The 19,536-nt window shown below is 34.8% G+C and carries 14 protein-coding genes and 1 tRNA gene; 13 read left to right on the top strand and 2 right to left on the bottom strand.

What is annotated here, in order from left to right; all coding sequences use genetic code 11:
• Positions 1-38 precede the first annotated feature (38 nt).
• The 11 genes from LUU93_RS19755 to LUU93_RS19705 all read left to right on the top strand — a co-directional run bounded on the left by LUU93_RS19755 (position 39) and on the right by LUU93_RS19705 (position 13,170).
• A tRNA-Trp gene (locus LUU93_RS19755) sits at positions 39-109 on the top strand.
• A 19-nt stretch (positions 110-128) separates the two neighbouring features.
• The gene (gene secE / locus LUU93_RS19750; protein ID WP_008466927.1) at positions 129-326 is read left to right on the top strand and encodes a preprotein translocase subunit SecE; all 198 of its coding nucleotides are present in this window, start codon (positions 129-131) and stop codon (positions 324-326) included.
• A 10-nt stretch (positions 327-336) separates the two neighbouring features.
• A complete protein-coding gene (gene nusG, locus LUU93_RS19745) occupies positions 337-888 on the top strand; it encodes a transcription termination/antitermination protein NusG (RefSeq protein ID WP_007807444.1) in 552 nt (183 codons plus the stop codon).
• A gap of 66 nt (positions 889-954) precedes the next feature.
• Positions 955-1,392, top strand: coding sequence for a 50S ribosomal protein L11 (gene rplK, locus LUU93_RS19740; RefSeq protein ID WP_026713295.1), 438 nt, complete (start codon positions 955-957; stop codon positions 1,390-1,392).
• 13 nt (positions 1,393-1,405) lie between these two features.
• Positions 1,406-2,095: a 50S ribosomal protein L1 gene (gene rplA / locus LUU93_RS19735; protein ID WP_232682877.1), complete on the top strand. Its 690-nt coding sequence runs from the start codon at positions 1,406-1,408 to the stop codon at positions 2,093-2,095.
• 22 nt (positions 2,096-2,117) lie between these two features.
• On the top strand, positions 2,118-2,618 hold the full coding sequence (gene rplJ / locus LUU93_RS19730; protein WP_035651992.1) for a 50S ribosomal protein L10: 501 nt from the start codon (positions 2,118-2,120) through the stop codon (positions 2,616-2,618).
• Positions 2,619-2,710: 92 nt separating this feature from the next.
• On the top strand, positions 2,711-3,082 hold the full coding sequence (gene rplL, locus LUU93_RS19725) for a 50S ribosomal protein L7/L12 (protein ID WP_025572412.1): 372 nt from the start codon (positions 2,711-2,713) through the stop codon (positions 3,080-3,082).
• 264 nt (positions 3,083-3,346) lie between these two features.
• A complete protein-coding gene (gene rpoB / locus LUU93_RS19720) occupies positions 3,347-7,159 on the top strand; it encodes a DNA-directed RNA polymerase subunit beta (RefSeq protein ID WP_232682876.1) in 3,813 nt (1,270 codons plus the stop codon).
• Between the two features lie 294 nt (positions 7,160-7,453).
• Complete coding sequence (rpoC, locus tag LUU93_RS19715; protein WP_232682875.1) at positions 7,454-11,761, top strand: DNA-directed RNA polymerase subunit beta'; 4,308 nt, start codon at positions 7,454-7,456, stop codon at positions 11,759-11,761.
• A gap of 11 nt (positions 11,762-11,772) precedes the next feature.
• A complete protein-coding gene (locus tag LUU93_RS19710) occupies positions 11,773-12,084 on the top strand; it encodes a DUF3467 domain-containing protein (protein ID WP_012024017.1) in 312 nt (103 codons plus the stop codon).
• A 351-nt stretch (positions 12,085-12,435) separates the two neighbouring features.
• Complete coding sequence (locus LUU93_RS19705; RefSeq protein WP_232682874.1) at positions 12,436-13,170, top strand: hypothetical protein; 735 nt, start codon at positions 12,436-12,438, stop codon at positions 13,168-13,170.
• 75 nt (positions 13,171-13,245) lie between these two features.
• On the opposite strand, the gene LUU93_RS19700 is transcribed toward LUU93_RS19705, so the two are convergent.
• Positions 13,246-14,838 carry a peptide chain release factor 3 gene (locus LUU93_RS19700; RefSeq protein ID WP_232682873.1) on the bottom strand — a complete coding sequence of 531 codons (1,593 nt, stop codon included), beginning with the start codon at positions 14,836-14,838 and terminating at the stop codon, positions 13,246-13,248.
• A gap of 155 nt (positions 14,839-14,993) precedes the next feature.
• Positions 14,994-16,436 (bottom strand): alpha-amylase, encoded by a 1,443-nt coding sequence (locus LUU93_RS19695; protein WP_232682872.1) that lies wholly within the window; start codon positions 16,434-16,436, stop codon positions 14,994-14,996.
• A gap of 491 nt (positions 16,437-16,927) precedes the next feature.
• Here LUU93_RS19695 and LUU93_RS19690 point away from each other — a divergent pair, with 491 nt between their 5' ends.
• The gene (locus tag LUU93_RS19690) at positions 16,928-18,355 is read left to right on the top strand and encodes a peptidylprolyl isomerase (RefSeq protein ID WP_232682871.1); all 1,428 of its coding nucleotides are present in this window, start codon (positions 16,928-16,930) and stop codon (positions 18,353-18,355) included.
• A 78-nt stretch (positions 18,356-18,433) separates the two neighbouring features.
• Complete coding sequence (locus tag LUU93_RS19685) at positions 18,434-19,387, top strand: AAA family ATPase (RefSeq protein ID WP_232682870.1); 954 nt, start codon at positions 18,434-18,436, stop codon at positions 19,385-19,387.
• The last annotated feature ends 149 nt before the right edge of the window (positions 19,388-19,536 follow it).

The raw sequence follows: 19,536 nt of genomic DNA, 5'->3' as shown, positions 1-19,536 counted from the left end.
CAGTTGATTTTCTTAACTGAAATCACTGGCTTTTAATTACGGGCGTAGTTCAAGGGTAGAATAGCGGTCTCCAAAACCGTTGATGGGGGTTCGAATCCCTCCGCCCGTGCAATAAAAAAATATATCAAATGACAAAAGTTACTAATTATTTATCAGAGGCTTTCGAAGAATTAAAGTCAAATGTTACTTGGCCTGCTTGGGCTGAAGTTCAAAAATTGACAATTGTTGTGGCTGTATTTTCGATTCTGTTCGCTTTGGCAACTTGGGGAGTAGACGAATTTTTTGCAAAAGCTTTGGCTGGATTTTTTAACTGGTTAAAAGGATAATTTTTTTGTGATGGCAGATAATAATGTGAAAAAATGGTATGTGGTTAGAGCTGTAAGCGGCCAGGAAAATAAGGTTAAAGCTTACATCGAAACTGAGATTGCCAGATTAGGTATGGGTGATTATGTTTCCCAAGTTTTAGTACCTACTGAGAAAGTGGTTACTGTAAAAGAAGGAAAAAAAATGTCTAAGGATAAAGTTTATTTTCCTGGATATGTTATGATCGAAGCTAACTTGGTTGGTGAGATACCTCATATTATTAAATCTATTACAAGTGTAATTGGTTTCTTGGGGGAGATTAAAGGAGGAGAACCTGTTCCTTTGAGATTGTCTGAGGTAAATCGTATGTTAGGTAAAGTAGATGAGTTAGCTGTAAATACAGATACTCGTGCTATTCCTTTCAGCTTAGGTGAAACAGTAAAAGTGATCGATGGTCCTTTTAATGGTTTCAATGGTACGGTTGAAAAAATCAATGAAGAAAAGCGTAAACTTGAAGTAATGGTTAAGATTTTCGGAAGAAAAACTCCATTAGAATTGAGCTTTATGCAAGTTGAAAAAGTATAATTTTTTGTTACATATAATATCTATCACAATCGCTTCCAATTGATTGTGATATTAAATTTTTTAAAAATGGCTAAAGAAATTAGTAAGGTAGTTAAACTACAAGTTAAGGGAGGTGCTGCGAACCCGTCGCCACCGGTTGGACCTGCTTTAGGAGCTGCTGGGGTTAATATCATGGAGTTTTGTAAGCAGTTTAATGCTAGAACTCAGGATAAACCTGGCAAAATTTGTCCAGTGCAAATCACTGTGTACAAAGACAAATCATTCGATTTTGTTGTTAAGACTCCTCCAGCAGCAGTTCAGTTAATGGAAGCTGCAAAGCTAAAATCTGGTTCTGGTGAGCCTAATCGTAAAAAAGTAGCTAGTGTTACTTGGGAACAAATTAGAGCTATTGCTGAAGACAAAATGCCTGACTTAAATGCTTTTACAGTAGAAAAAGCAATGAGTATGGTTGCTGGAACAGCTAGATCTATGGGTATAACTGTATCAGGAGATGCTCCTTTTTAATTAAGAAAAAGACATGGCAAAATTAACAAAAAAGCAAAAAGAGGCTGCTTCAAAAATTGAAAAGAACAAATTATACTCTCTAAAAGATGCTGCGGCATTATTGAAAGTTGTTGCTTCTGCAAAATTTGATGAGTCTGTTGATATCGCAGTTCGTTTGGGTGTAGATCCAAGAAAAGCGAATCAAATGGTAAGAGGTGTGGTAACTTTACCTCACGGAACAGGAAAGGATATTAAAGTATTAGCATTGGTTACTCCGGATAAAGAGGCTGAAGCAAGAGAAGCTGGAGCAGATCATGTTGGTCTTGATGATTACCTGCAAAAAATTAAAGATGGCTGGACAGATGTTGATGTTATCATCACTATGCCGGCTGTTATGGGTAAATTAGGTCCGTTAGGTCGTATTTTAGGACCTAGAGGTTTAATGCCAAACCCTAAAACAGGTACTGTAACTATGGATGTTGCAAAAGCTGTTCAAGAAGTTAAAGCTGGTAAAATTGACTTTAAAGTTGATAAAACTGGTATCGTTCATGCAGGAATTGGTAAAGTTTCTTTTGGAGCTGAGCAAATTGTTGACAACGCACACGAAATTATTCAAACATTAATAAAACTTAAACCAACTGCTGCTAAAGGTACATACATTAAAGGTATTCACCTTACAAGCACTATGAGTCCTGCTATTGCATTAGACCCAAAAGCAGTATAATTGGTAGTTAAAAATTTTTAGTATGACTAGAGAAGAAAAATCAATCGCGATTGAAAATTTAACTGCGCAGTTAGCTGGTACAAATATCATTTATGTATCTGATATTTCTGGTTTAAACGCAGAGACAACTTCAAACTTGCGTAGAGCTTGCTTCAAAGCAGGTATCAAATTAGAGGTTGTAAAGAACACTTTGCTTGCTAAAGCAATGGAAGCTTCTGCTAATGATTATGGTGATTTACCTACAGTTTTAACTGGTAATAGTGCTATATTTATTTCTGATGTTGCTAACGCACCTGGAAAAATTATCAAAGATTTCCGTAAGAAATCTGATAAACCAGTTTTAAAAGGAGCATACATCAATTCTGAAGTATATATTGGAGATAATCAATTAGATGCATTAGCTACAATTAAATCTAAAGAAGAGCTTATTGGAGAAATCATTGGATTATTACAATCTCCGGCTCAAAGAATTATTTCTGCTTTACAAAACAAATTCGCAGGAAGCGAAGAGGGAGCAGAGTAATTATAAATGTAAGAAAGAATACTTTCTTACGGCTTAATTAGCGCACAATAAATAAATTATATTTTTACAAATCATTTTAAACGATAGAAAAAATGGCAGATTTGAAACAATTCGCAGAACAATTAGTTAACTTAACAGTTAAAGAAGTTAACGAATTAGCAACAATATTAAAAGACGAGTATGGTATCGAGCCTGCTGCTGCAGCTGTAGTAGTTGCTGCTGGTGGTGGAGAAGGTGCTGCTGAAGAAGCACAAACTGAATTTACAGTTGTATTAAAAGAAGCTGGTGCTTCTAAATTAGCTGTTGTAAAATTAGTTAAAGAACTTACAGGTTTAGGTCTTAAAGAAGCTAAAGATGTAGTTGATGGTGCGCCAAGTACTGTTAAAGAAGGTGTTTCTAAAGAAGAGGCTGAAGGTCTTAAAAAATCATTAGAAGAAGCTGGAGCTGTTGTTGAGTTAAAATAACAAAACGCAGTTTAGAACTAGGTTTAGACCTTGGATGGAATCATCCAAGGGTCTAAACCATTTTTCGTATAATAAAATATATCAAGTTTTATTATCAAATAGTTTAAAATACGAAAAAGTTTTTGATCAATACGAAGAAAAAAAATATAACTTACTTTATCTGTTTATTTTTAAAGATGTATTGATTATAATAAGAAAGTATAGATTAAACAGTGTGTTTTACACAAAAAAATTACTTTTTTTTAATCAAAATTTTGTCCATTGATGATAACAAATCAGACTGAAAGATTGAATTTTGCCTCTACAAAAAATATTCCTGACTATCCGGACTTCCTAGATGTACAGGTTAAATCTTTTAAAGATTTCTTTCAATTAGAAACGAAATCTGACGAAAGAGGCAACGAAGGGTTATACAATACCTTCATGGAAAACTTCCCAATTACAGATACAAGAAATAACTTTGTATTGGAATTCCTAGATTATTTTGTTGATCCGCCGCGTTATACAATTCAAGAATGTATAGAGAGAGGTCTTACTTATAGTGTGCCTTTAAAAGCTAGGTTAAAACTATACTGTACAGATCCAGAACACGAAGATTTTGAAACAATTGTACAAGATGTATATCTTGGAACAATACCTTACATGACTCCTAGTGGTACTTTTGTTATTAACGGTGCCGAGCGTGTTGTAGTATCTCAATTACACCGTTCTCCAGGGGTTTTCTTTGGACAGTCATTCCACGCAAATGGAACTAAACTTTATTCTGCGAGAGTAATTCCTTTTAAAGGATCTTGGATAGAATTCTCTACAGATATTAACAGCGTAATGTACGCATATATCGATAGAAAGAAAAAATTACCTGTAACAACTTTATTCCGTGCTATTGGATTCGAAAGAGATAAAGATATCTTAGAGATTTTCGACTTAGCTGAAGAAATTAAAGTTTCTAAAACAGGAATTAAGAAATATATTGGAAGAAGACTTGCTGCGCGTGTTTTGAACACATGGCATGAGGATTTCGTAGATGAGGATACTGGAGAGGTAGTTTCTATCGAGCGTAACGAAATCATCCTTGATCGTGATACAATTATCGACAAAGATAATGTTGAAGAGATCATCGATTCTAACGTAAAATCTATTTTGTTGCACAAAGAGGATAATAACCAAGCAGATTATGCTATTATTCACAACACGTTACAAAAAGATCCAACAAACTCTGAAAAAGAAGCTGTAGAGCACATTTACCGTCAGTTGCGTAACGCTGAACCGCCTGATGAGGAAACTGCTCGTGGTATTATAGATAAATTGTTCTTCTCTGATCAACGTTATAACTTAGGTGAAGTTGGTCGTTACAGAATGAACAAAAAATTAGATTTAGATATCCCTATGGATAAGCAAGTGCTTACTAAAGAAGATATCATTACAATCGTAAAATATTTGATTGAGTTGATCAACTCTAAAGCAGAGATTGATGATATTGATCACTTATCAAACCGTCGTGTTAGAACAGTTGGAGAACAATTGTCTCAACAATTCGGTGTTGGTTTAGCACGTATGGCTAGAACTATTCGTGAGAGAATGAACGTTAGAGATAACGAGGTGTTTACACCAATTGATTTGATCAATGCTAAAACATTATCATCAGTTATCAACTCTTTCTTTGGTACTAACCAGTTATCTCAATTTATGGATCAAACGAATCCATTAGCTGAGATTACACACAAAAGAAGACTTTCTGCACTTGGACCAGGTGGACTTTCGAGAGAGAGAGCTGGTTTCGAGGTTCGTGACGTTCACTATACACACTATGGTCGTTTATGTCCGATTGAAACTCCTGAGGGACCAAACATTGGTTTGATTTCATCTCTTGGTGTTTATGCTAAAGTTAACGGAATGGGATTCATTGAAACTCCTTACCGTAAAGTAACTAATGGTGTAGTTGATTTAGAAAGTACCCCAGTTTACTTAAGTGCTGAAGAAGAAGAAGGTAAAATGATTGCTCAGGCAAACATTGAAATGGATGCTTCTGGTAAAATTACAGCAAGCAATGTTATTGCTCGTGAGGAAGGTGACTTCCCAGTTGTTGAGCCATCAGTAGTTCATTATACAGACGTTGCTCCTAACCAGATTGCATCGATTTCTGCGTCATTAATTCCTTTCTTGGAGCATGATGATGCGAACCGTGCGTTGATGGGATCAAACATGATGCGTCAGGCAGTTCCTTTGATCCGTCCTGAAGCACCGATTGTTGGTACAGGTTTAGAGCGTCAGGTAGCTTCAGATTCAAGAGTATTGATTAATGCTGAAGGGCATGGTACTGTTGAATATGTAGATGCTAATATCATTACTATTAAATACGATCGTACAGAAGACGAGAGAATGGTAAGTTTTGATGCTGATGAGAAAACATACAACCTTATTAAATTTAGAAAAACCAATCAAGGTACAAGTATTAACTTGAAACCAATCGTAAGAAGAGGTGACAGAGTTATTCCTGGACAAGTATTATCAGAAGGATATGCTACTCAAAATGGAGAATTAGCTTTAGGTAGAAACTTAAAAGTTGCGTTCATGCCATGGAAAGGGTATAATTTCGAGGATGCGATTGTAATTTCTGAAAAAGTAGTTCGTGATGATATTTTTACATCTATCCACGTTGATGATTATTCATTAGAGGTTAGAGATACTAAGTTAGGAAACGAAGAGTTAACTAACGATATTCCTAACGTTTCTGAAGAAGCTACTAAAGATTTAGATGAAAACGGTATGATTAGAATTGGAGCAGAGGTTAAGCCTGGCGACATTTTGATCGGAAAAATTACACCAAAAGGGGAATCAGATCCAACTCCAGAGGAGAAATTGCTTCGTGCAATCTTCGGGGATAAAGCAGGGGATGTAAAAGATGCTTCATTAAAAGCTTCTCCATCTTTACATGGTGTAGTTCTTGACAAAAAATTATTTGCAAGAGCCGTAAAAGATAAACGTAAACGTACTCAGGATAAAGACGCTTTAGGCGCTTTAGAAATGGAATTCGAAACTAAATTTGTTGAATTAAAAGACAGATTAGTTGAGAAATTATTCTTGATCGTTAACGGAAAAACATCTCAGGGTGTAATGAACGATTTGGGTGAAGAAGTTTTGCCAAAAGGTAAAAAATATACTCAAAAAATGCTTTACGCAGTAGAGGATTTTGCTCACTTAAGTAAAGGTCAATGGGTTGCTGATGACGCTACAAATAAAATGGTTAATGATTTAATTCATAACTATAAAATTAAGCTGAACGACTTACAAGGAGCTTTAAGAAGAGAGAAATTCACTATTACAGTTGGAGATGAATTACCATCTGGAATCTTGAAATTGGCTAAAATCTATATTGCTAAAAAACGTAAGTTAAAAGTGGGTGATAAAATGGCAGGACGTCACGGTAACAAAGGTATTGTTGCAAGAATCGTTCGTCATGAAGATATGCCTTTCTTAGAAGATGGAACACCAGTAGATATCGTATTGAATCCACTTGGGGTACCTTCACGTATGAACATTGGTCAGATTTATGAGACTGTTCTTGGATGGGCTGGTATGAACTTGGGTAGAAAATTTGCTACTCCAATTTTTGACGGTGCTTCTCTTGACGAAATCAATGCCTTGACTGATGAAGCTAACGTACCACGTTTCGGACATACTTACCTATTTGATGGTGGTACTGGAGAGCGTTTTGCACAAAAAGCAACTGTGGGTGTAATTTACATGCTTAAATTAGGACACATGGTTGATGATAAGATGCACGCACGTTCTATTGGACCATACTCATTAATTACGCAGCAGCCACTTGGAGGTAAGGCTCAATTTGGAGGTCAGCGTTTTGGAGAGATGGAGGTTTGGGCACTTGAGGCTTATGGAGCTTCTAGTACACTACGTGAAATCTTAACTGTTAAGTCTGATGACGTTATTGGTAGAGCTAAAACTTACGAAGCTATCGTTAAGGGAGAAACTATGCCAGAACCAGGTTTACCAGAATCATTCAATGTATTAATGCACGAATTGAAAGGTCTAGGTTTAGATCTTCGTTTGGAAGAATAATAAAAAATGTAGAGACGTGATTAATCACGTCTCTACATTCGTATTTATAAAAGTTTTTAAAGATTTATACCCGTAACCCGTTCCGATTTTTTATAACAATGCGAGGCATTTTATAACTAGCACTTCAAATAAGAATTTGAAGTTTAGAGAAGTAACCCGAGGTAGTGTTTTAAGTCAAAAGTTTAAAAGTCCAAAGTCTAAAGTCGCTCGTGACTTTACAACTTTATGACATTTGACTTTCGACTAGGATAAGAATCAATTTTTTAATTGCAAAATAAATCAATAGTAAAAACTATGATGAATAACAGAAACAATAAAGATAAGAATCCAGTAAAAAGATTTAACAAAATCTCTATTGGATTGGCTTCACCAGAATCTATCTTGAAAGAATCAAGAGGAGAGGTTTTAAAGCCAGAAACAATCAACTATAGAACTCACAAACCAGAGCGTGACGGACTTTTCTGCGAAAGAATCTTTGGACCAGTAAAAGATTTCGAATGTGCTTGTGGTAAGTATAAAAGAATTCGTTACAAAGGTATCATCTGTGACCGTTGTGGTGTTGAAGTTACTGAGAAAAAAGTACGTCGTGACAGAGTAGGACACATCAACCTTGTTGTGCCAATTGCTCATATCTGGTACTTCCGTTCTCTTCCAAACAAAATTGGTTATATCCTTGGTCTTCCATCTAAGAAATTAGATATGATCATTTACTACGAAAGATACGTAGTAATCCAGGCTGGTATTGCTAAAAATGCAGATGGAGAATCTTTACAAAGACTAGATTTCTTAACTGAAGAAGAATACTTAAATATTTTAGATACTCTTCCGCAGGAAAACCAATATTTAGATGATTTAGATCCAAATAAATTTGTTGCCAAAATGGGAGCAGAGTGTATTATGGATTTATTGGCTCGTATTGATTTAGATGCTTTATCTTATGAATTAAGACACAGTGCTAACAACGAAACATCTAAACAACGTAAAACTGAAGCTTTAAAAAGATTACAAGTTGTTGAGTCTTTCCGTGAGTCTAACGAAAACCGCGAAAACCGTCCAGAATGGATGATTATGAAAGTGGTTCCAGTTATCCCGCCAGAATTACGTCCGCTTGTGCCGCTTGATGGAGGTCGTTTTGCAACTTCAGATTTAAATGACTTATACCGTCGTGTAATCATCCGTAACAACCGTTTGAAAAGATTAATGGAGATTAAAGCTCCAGAAGTTATCTTAAGAAACGAGAAACGTATGTTACAAGAATCTGTAGATTCATTATTTGATAACACTCGTAAAGCTTCTGCTGTTAAAACAGAATCTAACAGACCATTAAAATCATTATCTGACTCATTAAAAGGTAAGCAAGGACGTTTCCGTCAAAACTTACTTGGTAAGCGTGTGGATTATTCTGCTCGTTCGGTAATTGTTGTTGGTCCTGAGTTGAAATTATTCGAATGCGGATTGCCAAAAGATATGGCATCTGAGTTATACAAACCTTTCGTTATCCGTAAATTGATTGAAAGAGGTATTGTTAAAACAGTAAAATCTGCGAAGAAAATCATCGATAAAAAAGAGCCAGTAGTTTGGGATATCTTAGAAAACGTAATTAAAGGACACCCGGTATTACTGAACCGTGCTCCTACTTTGCACAGACTTGGTATTCAAGCTTTCCAGCCAAAATTAATTGAAGGAAAAGCGATCCAGTTACACCCATTAGTATGTACGGCTTTCAACGCCGATTTCGATGGTGACCAGATGGCGGTTCACTTACCTTTAGGGCCAGAAGCTATTTTAGAGGCACAATTATTAATGCTGGCTTCTCACAATATCTTGAACCCTGCAAATGGTGCTCCAATTACTGTACCTTCTCAGGACATGGTCTTGGGTCTATATTATATGACCAAAGAGCGTATTTCTACAGAAGATCACAAAATTTTAGGTCAAGATTTGACTTTCTATTCTGCTGAAGAAGTAAACATTGCATTAAACGAAGGAAGATTAGAATTGAATGCTCGTGTTAAAATTAGAGCAAAAGATTTTAATGACGCTGGAGAATTAGTGTACAAAATCATTCAAACAACTGCAGGACGTGTATTATTTAACGAAGTAGTACCTGAAGCAGCTGGATATATCAACGACGTATTGACTAAGAAAAACCTTAGAGATATTATCGGACACATTTTAAGTGTGACTGATGTACCTACAACGGCTGCTTTCTTGGATAATATGAAAGATATGGGTTATAAATTCGCATTTAGAGGAGGTTTGTCATTCTCTTTAGGTGATATTAGAATCCCAGAACAAAAAACAAAGTTAATTGCAGATGCCAGAGAGCAAGTTGAAGGTATCTCAACTAACTATAACATGGGTCTTATCACAAATAACGAGCGTTACAACCAAGTTATTGACGTATGGACTTCAGCAAATGCTCAGTTAACAGAGTTAGCAATGAAAAATATTAGAGAAGACCAACAAGGTTTCAACTCTGTATATATGATGCTTGACTCTGGGGCGAGGGGTTCTAAGGAGCAGATTCGTCAGTTAACTGGTATGCGTGGTTTGATGGCTAAGCCTAAAAAATCTACTGCTGGTGGTGGTGAGATTATTGAAAACCCGATTCTTTCTAACTTTAAGGAAGGTCTTTCGATCCTTGAGTACTTCATTTCTACTCACGGTGCTCGTAAAGGTCTTGCGGATACGGCTCTTAAAACAGCCGATGCTGGTTACTTAACAAGAAGGCTTCATGACGTTTCTCAAGATGTTATTGTTAACATTGAAGATTGTGGAACTCTTAGAGGTGTTGAAGTTGCTGCATTGAAGAAAAATGAGGAAATCGTTGAATCTTTAGGAGAGAGAATTTTAGGACGTGTTGCATTACAAGACGTTATTAATCCTCTTACTAACGAAGTAATGGTTAAATCTGGAGAGCAAATTACAGAATCAATCATGAGAACTATTGAAGCTTCTCCAATTGAAAAAGTAGAAGTTAGATCTCCATTAACTTGTGAAGCTTTAAAAGGTATTTGTGCTAAATGTTACGGTAGAAACTTAGCTACTGGAAAAATGACACAAAGAGGAGAAGCTGTCGGAGTTATTGCAGCTCAGTCTATTGGTGAGCCAGGTACACAGTTAACACTTCGTACGTTCCACGTTGGAGGGGTTGCTGGAGGTATCTCTGAAGAGTCTAGTATTGTTACAAGATTCAATGGTAGACTTGAGATTGAAGATTTAAAAACGGTTAAAGGTGAAGACAGTGAAGGTAATGCGGTAGATATCGTAGTATCACGTTCAACTGAGTTAAAATTAGTTGATGAGAAAACAGGAATCGTCTTAAATACACATAATATTCCTTACGGTTCTAGTATCTTTGTTAAAGATGGCGAAACTGTTGCTAAAGGAACTGTAATCTGTAAGTGGGATCCTTATAATGGTGTAATTGTTTCTGAATTTACTGGTAAGATTGCTTACGAAGATTTAGAGCAAGGACAATCATTCATGGTTGAGATCGATGAGCAGACTGGTTTCCAGGAAAAAGTAATTTCTGAGGCTAGAAACAAAAAATTAATCCCAACTTTATTGGTTTATGGTAAAGAAGGTGAATTGATTCGTTCTTACAACTTACCAGTAGGTGCACACTTAATGGTTGAAAACGGTGAGAAAATTAAAGCAGGTAAAGTATTAGTAAAAATTCCGCGTCGTTCTTCTAAAGCAGGCGATATCACGGGAGGTTTACCAAGAATTACCGAGCTTCTTGAGGCTCGTAACCCTTCTAACCCAGCGGTTGTATCTGAAATTGATGGTGTTGTTTCTTTTGGAAAAATCAAAAGAGGTAACCGTGAGATCGTTATCGAATCTAAATTTGGTGAGGTTAAAAAGTATTTAGTTAAACTTTCAAGCCAAATCTTAGTACAAGAAAATGACTTCGTAAGAGCGGGAGTTCCATTGTCTGACGGTGCAATTACACCAGATGATATCTTAAGAATTCAAGGACCGGCTGCTGTTCAACAGTACCTGGTAAATGAAATTCAAGAGGTTTACCGTTTACAAGGGGTAAAAATTAATGACAAGCACTTTGAGGTAGTTATTCGTCAAATGATGCGTAAAGTAAGAGTTCAGGATCCAGGTGATACTTTATTCTTAGAAGATCAATTAATTCACACTAAAGATTTCATCGTTCAAAACGATAAATTATATGGTATGAAAGTAGTTGAAGATGCTGGAGATTCTTCAGTATTGAAACCAGGTCAGATTATTTCTCCTCGTGAATTGCGTGATGAAAACTCACTATTGAAACGAAATGATAAAAATCTTGTTGTAGCAAGAGACGTAATTACTGCAACTGCAACGCCAGTTCTTCAAGGTATTACAAGAGCTTCGTTACAAACTAAATCATTCATTTCTGCGGCTTCATTCCAGGAGACAACGAAAGTACTTAACGAAGCTGCTGTAGCTGGTAAAGTAGATGATTTAGAAGGATTGAAAGAAAATGTAATTGTTGGACACAGAATCCCTGCGGGAACTGGTATGAGAGAGTACGATAATACTATCGTAGGATCTAAAGATGATTACAATGAAATGATGGCTAATAAAGAAGAATATATTTATTAATTTAGGAAACTATGAGTAATCCGAAACAACAACAAGAGCAAATTAACATTGAGTTAGACGAAACTATTGCAGAAGGGATTTATTCTAATCTTGCGATTATTAATCACTCATCATCAGAGTTTGTTTTAGATTTTGTCAGCATTATGCCGGGTATTCCTAAAGCCAAGGTAAAGTCAAGAATTGTCTTGACACCACAACATGCTAAAAGATTATTAAGAGCAATAGGTGAAAATATCCATAGATTTGAGGCAGCTCACGGCGAAATCAAAGAAACGGAACAAGCACCAATACCGCTTAATTTTGGTCCGGCAGGACAAGCATAAATTTTAAAGCCCCATTTTAATGGGGCTTTTTTTTGCTCTGGGAATAATAATAAATGCAGTTAATCTGATTTAATTTACTTTAATCGACTAAATTTCCTTGTGTGGTTATATTGTTCTAGTTTTGCCCTGCATATAAAAGATTAATTTTTGAAATATAATGACTTAGTAAGGTTGATTTAATTCAAATTAAAAAAAAGCGCTAATCAAATTAGCGCTTTTTTTATGCCCGTACATAAGTATTTCAATTTATAATTCGAAAATATTTTTATTCCGTCCCAACCTTTTAATACAAAATCTACTCTATATAAGTAAGAGCCATTACTAAAGGTTTTAACTTAAATAAAGTATAGTATGAAAAAGAAATTCACCTTAGAAATAAAAAATCCTTGTTCTGAAAATTTTGATAAAATGATTCCTAATGCAAATGGTTCATTTTGTGATTCATGCATGAAAAATGTGATCGATTTAAGTAAAAAAACGAATTCTGAGGTTGCCAGATTCATTGCCGGAAATAAAGATGCAAACATTTGTGCACGATTAAAAACTACACAGCTTGAAGAACAGTTTGAATACGGCGAAACTTCTAAAATCAGTACTTTAAAATATGCGGCAGTTGCAGCATCTGTTCTACTTGCATCAAATCTTACCGCGCAGGAAAAAGAGCCTGTTAAAATTGAAAAAGTTTGTACAGAGCCTATGTATAGATTAGGTAAAGTAGCTTATAACCAAACTGTAAATGAAGAAGTTTTAATAACAGTAAAAGGAAAACTATTAGAAACAAAAACGCATAAACCTTTTGATAAAGAAACATATCCAGATTTAATGCTCGCTGTTAATGGTTCACAAACTCCTGTGAAAGTAAATCCAAAAACGGGAGAATTTTCTATAACAGCTCAAGTTTTAAAAAACAGTAAAGCGCTAATAGTTACTATTTCAGGAAGTGATTATTATCTTTCAAAAGAAATACCTTTTACAATAAAATCAGTTAAAAATAATGTTTTATCACAAAATATAATCGTTGATTCAGAAGAACTGACTAAAATTTTTATTGCCGGTGGATTGGGAATTAATTATACAGATCAATAAAACAAAATATTGATGGATGTAATGAAAAAGGCTATCTACCAATAGACAGCCTTTTAATATTTTCTAAAGAAGTGATTAATCAAATTCAGAAGTAAAGTATAATTTCACACTTGGATATTTGCTTTGTGTCATTTGAATTGTAAAATCAGAATCAGCTAAAAATACCAATTGACCATATTTATCATGAGCAAGGAATTTTTGTTTGATTCTTTTAAATTCTTTGAATTCTTCATTTTTAGCATCGTCAGGTTTTACCCAGCAGGCTTTGTGAACCGGGAAGTTTTCGTAAGTACATTTCGCACCGTATTCGTGTTCTAAACGATATTGAATTACCTCATATTGAAGCGCCCCAACAGTTCCTATAACTTTACGATTATTCATCTCTAAAGTAAACAATTGTGCTACACCCTCATCCATTAACTGATCAACTCCTTTTTCTAATTGCTTAGCTTTCATAGGATCGGCGTTGTTGATGTATCTAAAGTGTTCTGGAGAGAAACTCGGAATTCCTTTAAAGCTCATCACTTCACCTTCTGTTAAAGTATCACCAATTTTAAAGTTTCCTGTATCGTGTAAACCAACAATGTCACCGGGATAAGAAATATCAACGATTTCTTTTTTCTCTGCGAAGAAGGCGTTCGGACTTGAGAATTTTAAATTTTTCTTTTGACGAACGTGGTAATAAGGTTTGTTTCTTTCAAAAGTTCCAGAAACAATTTTTATAAAAGCTAAACGGTCACGGTGTTTCGGATCCATATTAGCGTGAATTTTAAATACAAAACCAGACATTTTATCCTCTGCCGGATCAACTAAACGAGTTTCAGAATCTTTTGGTCTTGGAGATGGAGCAATTGCAACGAAACAATCTAACAATTCGCGAACTCCAAAATTATTCAAAGCTGAACCAAAAAACACAGGCTGGATTTTTCCATCTAAATAATCCTGACGTTCAAACTTTGGATAAACTTCATCAATTAATTCTAATTCTTCACGAAGTTTCTCAGCTGCTTTTTGACCAACAATTTTATCTAGTTCAGGATTGTTTTGAACATCAGAGAAAGCAATAGTTTCTTCAATATTTTTACGGCTGTCTCCGCTAAAAAGATTGATATTTTCTTCCCAAAGATTATAAATTCCCTGAAAATCATACCCCATTCCAATTGGGAAACTTAATGGCGTAACTTTTAAATTCAATTTTTGCTCTACTTCATCCATTAAATCAAAAGCATCTTTACCTTCACGGTCTAACTTATTGATGAAAACAATCATAGGAATGTTACGCATTCTACAAACGGCAACTAATTTCTCCGTTTGTTCTTCAACCCCTTTTGCAACGTCAATAACAACAATTACACTATCAACAGCAGTAAGAGTTCTAAAAGTATCTTCGGCAAAATCCTTGTGCCCGGGAGTATCAAGGATATTGATTTTTTTATCTTTATAATTAAAAGCAAGTACAGAAGTCGAAACCGAAATACCTCTTTGGCGTTCGATCTCCATAAAGTCACTCGTTGCTCCTTTTTTAATTTTATTATTTTTTACAGCTCCAGCTTCCTGAATCGCCCCTCCAAATAACAATAATTTTTCCGTTAATGTTGTTTTACCGGCATCGGGATGCGATATAATTCCAAATGTTCTTCTGCGTTGTATTTCTTTTAAAAAGCTCATATTTTGTATAAATAGGTTGCAAAAGTACTATTAATTACGGCTTAATAAAAATATTCAGTTCTTAAATTGAAAGTGATAACTTTTCAAAACATCACTTTTTATAAAAAAATAAGGCTGTTTTTAAAAACAGCCTTACATTGATATTGAAAAATAAATTATTGGTTAATTGACCAAACAGAATATCCTTTTGGCGGACATTGAATTTTTACCCATTTGTCTGCCTGAGTTGTAGGATACCAAGATGAGTTTCCTGTAAAATCTTTAATCTGCGTATTTGCCCAGTTGGTTTGAATCCATCTTTCCTGCCAAACATCAGAATTATTAATGTAAACAACCAATCCTGGGTTTCCGTTGTAACCGTTTCTTCTTGCCACATATTCGTCATTATCAGAATATAAAATAGAAGTTGTACCAGTTGCCTTGTTGTTATGAATCCAGATAAGATTGTTTAATTTGGCTTTATCCAGCCATTCTTCATAATCTCTGTAAAAAATCGTTGGATATCCTTCGTGAGTTAAAATATAAGAATAGGCCAGCATTTTATTCCAAATTTCATCTGTATCATGATTGGTTACAAAAGTTACCGCTTTATACGGATTTCGTTTCCACATCATATCATCATTTAAAAGTGCCAGATTGTTGCCGTCAAAAGCATCGTTCATTTTGTAATAACAAGCAAAATCAAATACAGAACTATTAGCATTGTTTGCCCACCATTCAAGTGTGTTTACATTGGCATCCCAATATTCTCCAACAGAAAACCCGCCTACGTTTGCATTCCAATCGTGTACAACCCATGGAGCAAAACCTTTTACATAATCAAATCTCCAACCATCAAATTTCATGGTGTTTTTATAATATTTACCAACCCCGTCAGTTCTAAGCCACAACCAATTTTGAACATTTGGAGCAGCGTGGCATAAATCTGGAAAACCTCCAAAAGCACCTTCATCATTATTGCCATAACTGTTTTTGTAAAAGTCATTGTAAGTGCGGGGAAATTTTCCTGAAGCTATTCCAGTAAAATTAGTCCATGTATTTGTTCCTGTAAATGGATTAGCTTCAGACTGACCTCCGCTATTATGATTAATTACGATGTCAGCATATACTTTAAGGTTTTCAGTATGAGCATTTGTAATCAAACTTACTAGTTCAGTTTTAGAGCCAAATCTGGTTTCAGTAGAGCCATTTTGATTGTAATCTCCAAAATCAAAATAATCAGTAGGATCGTATCCCATAGAGAATGCACCATTTTGTGCTTTTGAAGCAGGCGGTAACCATATTGAGCCAATTCCTGCATTACCCCAGGCAGCTACTTTGCCGCTTACGGTATTCCACCAGGTTCCGCCAGCAGGAACATCCCAATAAAAAGCCTGCATCATTACACCTCCGCCCGGATTGTCTACATATTTTCCGGCAGCAGATGATAAAGAGGCTCCGGTACTGAAAGGTTTTCCATCGTGGTGTGTGACATTGATGATTTTAAATTGCTGACTTTCTGCTTTAGAGTCAGCATCATTAGTTTCATTTTGTGTACAAGAATACAAAAAAGCTGTAATTGCAGTAAGAAAACTTAATCTTACAATAGGTTTTTTCATAATAGATTGTGGTTAAAGTTAAATTAATAAAGTTTGTAATTGCTAATTTTAACACTTTAAAAACAAGATATTCTTATTTTTTGCTGCCTGAAATTATCAATAACGCATCTAAAGTAGAGGTTTTTTGATTTGATTTGTTTTTGTAAGAAAATAGTTTTACAACGAAAACGTTGTAGTGTTTAAAACTTTTTTTTACAAGGCTGAAAATCAACTAATATTGTTTTAATTGTTTTTGCGCGAATGGCATTTTATAAAAGAAAAAGATTTGAGAATTGAACGTCCTGCAGCGTATTTAAATACAATCCACATAATTTTTTGTTAATACTATGGCTGATAGTTGTATTATGTAATTGAATTGTTATTTTTGTTCGTTTTATAAAAGAAAACAGAAGTTCATTATTTAGTTTTTCAGAATCGCTTTTGAAAATAAATAATAGTCCAATTAAAATTTAGAATACAGATCTTTACATCCAAAAATTAAATTTAAAATAATGTCATTAAAAAAATTACAGCTAAAAACGATTGATTATAAGGCAGCCTTAACAATGTGTTTTTTATTTTTTTTCAACTCAGTAATTTCAGCACAGGAAATTATTAAGGATGTTGTAGCTGAGAAACCGGCAGAAACTGTACATGGAAAACAAAAAATTGACGGTATCATTGCTACGGTTGGAGATTATATTGTTTTAGATTCTGATATTGACAAAGGTTATTTAGAGATTGCAAGTCAGGGTGGTAATATTAAAGATATTACAAGATGCCAAATGCTTGGTAAACTTTTAGAAGATAAATTATACGCGCACCAGGCAATTCAGGATAGTATTATTGTAAGTGATGCCGAAGTTAGAGGAATGATGGAAGAGCGTTTGAATTATATGATTCAGCAGGTTGGAGATATCAATAAGGTTGTAGAATACTATAAAAAGAGTTCTGTAGAAGAATTTAAAACCTATTTTGCCGACATCTTAAAAGAGCAAAAATTGGCCTCAGAAATGAGAGATAAAATTGTAAAAGATGTTGAAATAACTCCGGAGGAAGTTCGTAATTTCTTTAAAAAAATCCCTAAAGATGAATTGCCGACTTTTGGAGCAGAAATGGAAGTAGCACAAATTGTGTGTGAACCAAAAGTTTCGAAAGAAGATAAGCAAAAGGTAATTGACAGATTAAATGCAATTCGAAAAGATGTTTTAGAAGGTTCCAGTTTTGCTACAAAAGCAGTTTTATACTCTCAGGACCCGGGATCTGCACCAAATGGAGGCTATTATAAAATGACACGTAAAACACCTTTTGTAAAGGAATTTAAAGATGTGGCGTTTAGTCTGCAGGAAGGCGAAATTTCTCAGCCATTTGAAACTACTTTTGGTTTCCACATTATAATGGTTGACAAAATAAAAGGACAGGAAGTTGAATTAAGACATATTTTAATTGCTCCGGTAGTTTCTGAAAGTGCTTTGAAAGAAGCAAAAGAAAGAGCTGCTAATATTAGAGCTAAAATCGTAAGCAAGCAAATTACTTTTGCAGAGGCTGCAAGAACAGAATCTGACGAAAAAGAAACTAGAGCAAACGGAGGAACGTTAATAAATCCAAACACTCAGGATACTCGTTTTGAATTAACTAAAATGGATCCAACTTTATACGGTCAGGTTTCAAATTTAAAAGATGATGAAATTTCTCAGCCGCTTTTAAATACGGATGATAAAGGTAAAAAAACGTATAAACTGATCACTGTTACAAACCGAATTGACGAGCATACTGCTGACTATGCTAAAGATTACACAAAAATTAAAGAATTAGCTTTAAAAGAAAAACAAATCAACGCAATTGCAAAATGGTTTGATACTAAAATTAAAGATACTTATATCAAAATTATCGGAGAGTATAGAGACTGTACGTTTGCTAACAACTGGTTAAAAAAATAATTTTTATTAAATAAAGAAAAAGAGTTAGTTTTATGAATTCATTCAACTAACTCTTTTTAATTTAAAATACATTCATAAATGTCTGACGTAACAGCAATTCATAACTTAGTTCAGAAACGCAACGAATTAAAAAACGAAATAGCAAAAATCATTGTAGGGCAGGATGCCGTTATTGACCAAATTTTACTTTGTATATTTTCAGGAGGACACGCTCTTTTAATTGGTGTTCCTGGTTTGGCAAAAACCTTAATGATAAATACTTTGTCTCAAGCTTTAGGTTTAGATTTTAAAAGAATTCAGTTTACACCGGACTTAATGCCTTCAGATATTTTAGGAAGTGAAATTCTGGATGAAAACAGACATTTTAAATTTATAAAAGGCCCCATTTTTTCTAATATTATTTTGGCTGACGAGATCAACAGAACGCCGCCAAAAACGCAGGCAGCTTTATTGGAAGCTATGCAGGAACGTTCGGTTACAATTGCAGGACAGAATTATAAATTAGATTTGCCATACTTTGTACTGGCAACACAAAACCCAATTGAGCAGGAAGGAACTTATCCTTTGCCAGAGGCGCAATTAGACCGTTTTATGTTTGCCATTAAATTAGAATATCCAACTTTTGAAGAAGAGGTAAAAGTGGTTAAGCAGACTACATCTGATAATAAAGTAGAAATTAATCCATTATTTACAGCGCAGGAAATTATCGATTTCCAACATTTAATCAGAAGGATTCCTGTAGCCGATAATGTTATAGAATATGCGGTAACTTTAGTAAGTAAAACACGTCCGGATAATGCCTTGACAAATGATTTTGTAAAGAATTATCTAGATTGGGGAGCAGGACCAAGAGCTTCGCAAAACTTAATCCTGGCAGCAAAAGCTCACGCAGCTTTCAACGGTAAGTTTTCGCCGGATATTGAAGATGTAAAAGCCGTAGCAGCCGGAATTTTACGTCACAGAATTATTAAAAACTACAAAGCAGACGCTGAGGGAATAACGGAAGAAGTTATTATTAAAAAGCTGATGTAAATTATGATAGAATTGAGATTATAAAAGAGGCTGTCTCAAAAGTGAGGCAGCTTTTTTTGTGGCATAAAAAAAGGAAAGCTTTCGCTTTCCTAATTCTTGCAATTTGATTAAATTGCGGTGTGTGTATAGCTTCAAAAGTAGTCTTTAAA

Origin of the sequence: Flavobacterium soyae, from assembly GCF_021245985.1 — a bacterium.
Taxonomy (GTDB): domain Bacteria; phylum Bacteroidota; class Bacteroidia; order Flavobacteriales; family Flavobacteriaceae; genus Flavobacterium; species Flavobacterium soyae.
This window is presented reverse-complemented; position numbering and strand designations above follow the sequence as displayed.

Bases quoted from the DNA above. Each gene is read 5' to 3' on its own strand.
- LUU93_RS19705 (WP_232682874.1), top strand. From the start codon at position 12,436: ATGAAAAAGAAATTCACCTTAGAAATAAAAAATCCTTGTTCTGAAAAT.
- rplJ (WP_035651992.1), top strand. From the start codon at position 2,118: ATGACTAGAGAAGAAAAATCAATCGCGATTGAAAATTTAACTGCGCAG.
- LUU93_RS19685 (WP_232682870.1), top strand. From the start codon at position 18,434: ATGTCTGACGTAACAGCAATTCATAACTTAGTTCAGAAACGCAACGAA.
- rpoB (WP_232682876.1), top strand. From the start codon at position 3,347: ATGATAACAAATCAGACTGAAAGATTGAATTTTGCCTCTACAAAAAAT.
- rpoC (WP_232682875.1), top strand. From the start codon at position 7,454: ATGATGAATAACAGAAACAATAAAGATAAGAATCCAGTAAAAAGATTT.
- rplL (WP_025572412.1), top strand. From the start codon at position 2,711: ATGGCAGATTTGAAACAATTCGCAGAACAATTAGTTAACTTAACAGTT.
- rplK (WP_026713295.1), top strand. From the start codon at position 955: ATGGCTAAAGAAATTAGTAAGGTAGTTAAACTACAAGTTAAGGGAGGT.
- LUU93_RS19710 (WP_012024017.1), top strand. From the start codon at position 11,773: ATGAGTAATCCGAAACAACAACAAGAGCAAATTAACATTGAGTTAGAC.
- rplA (WP_232682877.1), top strand. From the start codon at position 1,406: ATGGCAAAATTAACAAAAAAGCAAAAAGAGGCTGCTTCAAAAATTGAA.
- LUU93_RS19695 (WP_232682872.1), bottom strand. From the start codon at position 16,436: ATGAAAAAACCTATTGTAAGATTAAGTTTTCTTACTGCAATTACAGCT.
- secE (WP_008466927.1), top strand. From the start codon at position 129: ATGACAAAAGTTACTAATTATTTATCAGAGGCTTTCGAAGAATTAAAG.
- nusG (WP_007807444.1), top strand. From the start codon at position 337: ATGGCAGATAATAATGTGAAAAAATGGTATGTGGTTAGAGCTGTAAGC.
- LUU93_RS19700 (WP_232682873.1), bottom strand. From the start codon at position 14,838: ATGAGCTTTTTAAAAGAAATACAACGCAGAAGAACATTTGGAATTATA.
- LUU93_RS19690 (WP_232682871.1), top strand. From the start codon at position 16,928: ATGTCATTAAAAAAATTACAGCTAAAAACGATTGATTATAAGGCAGCC.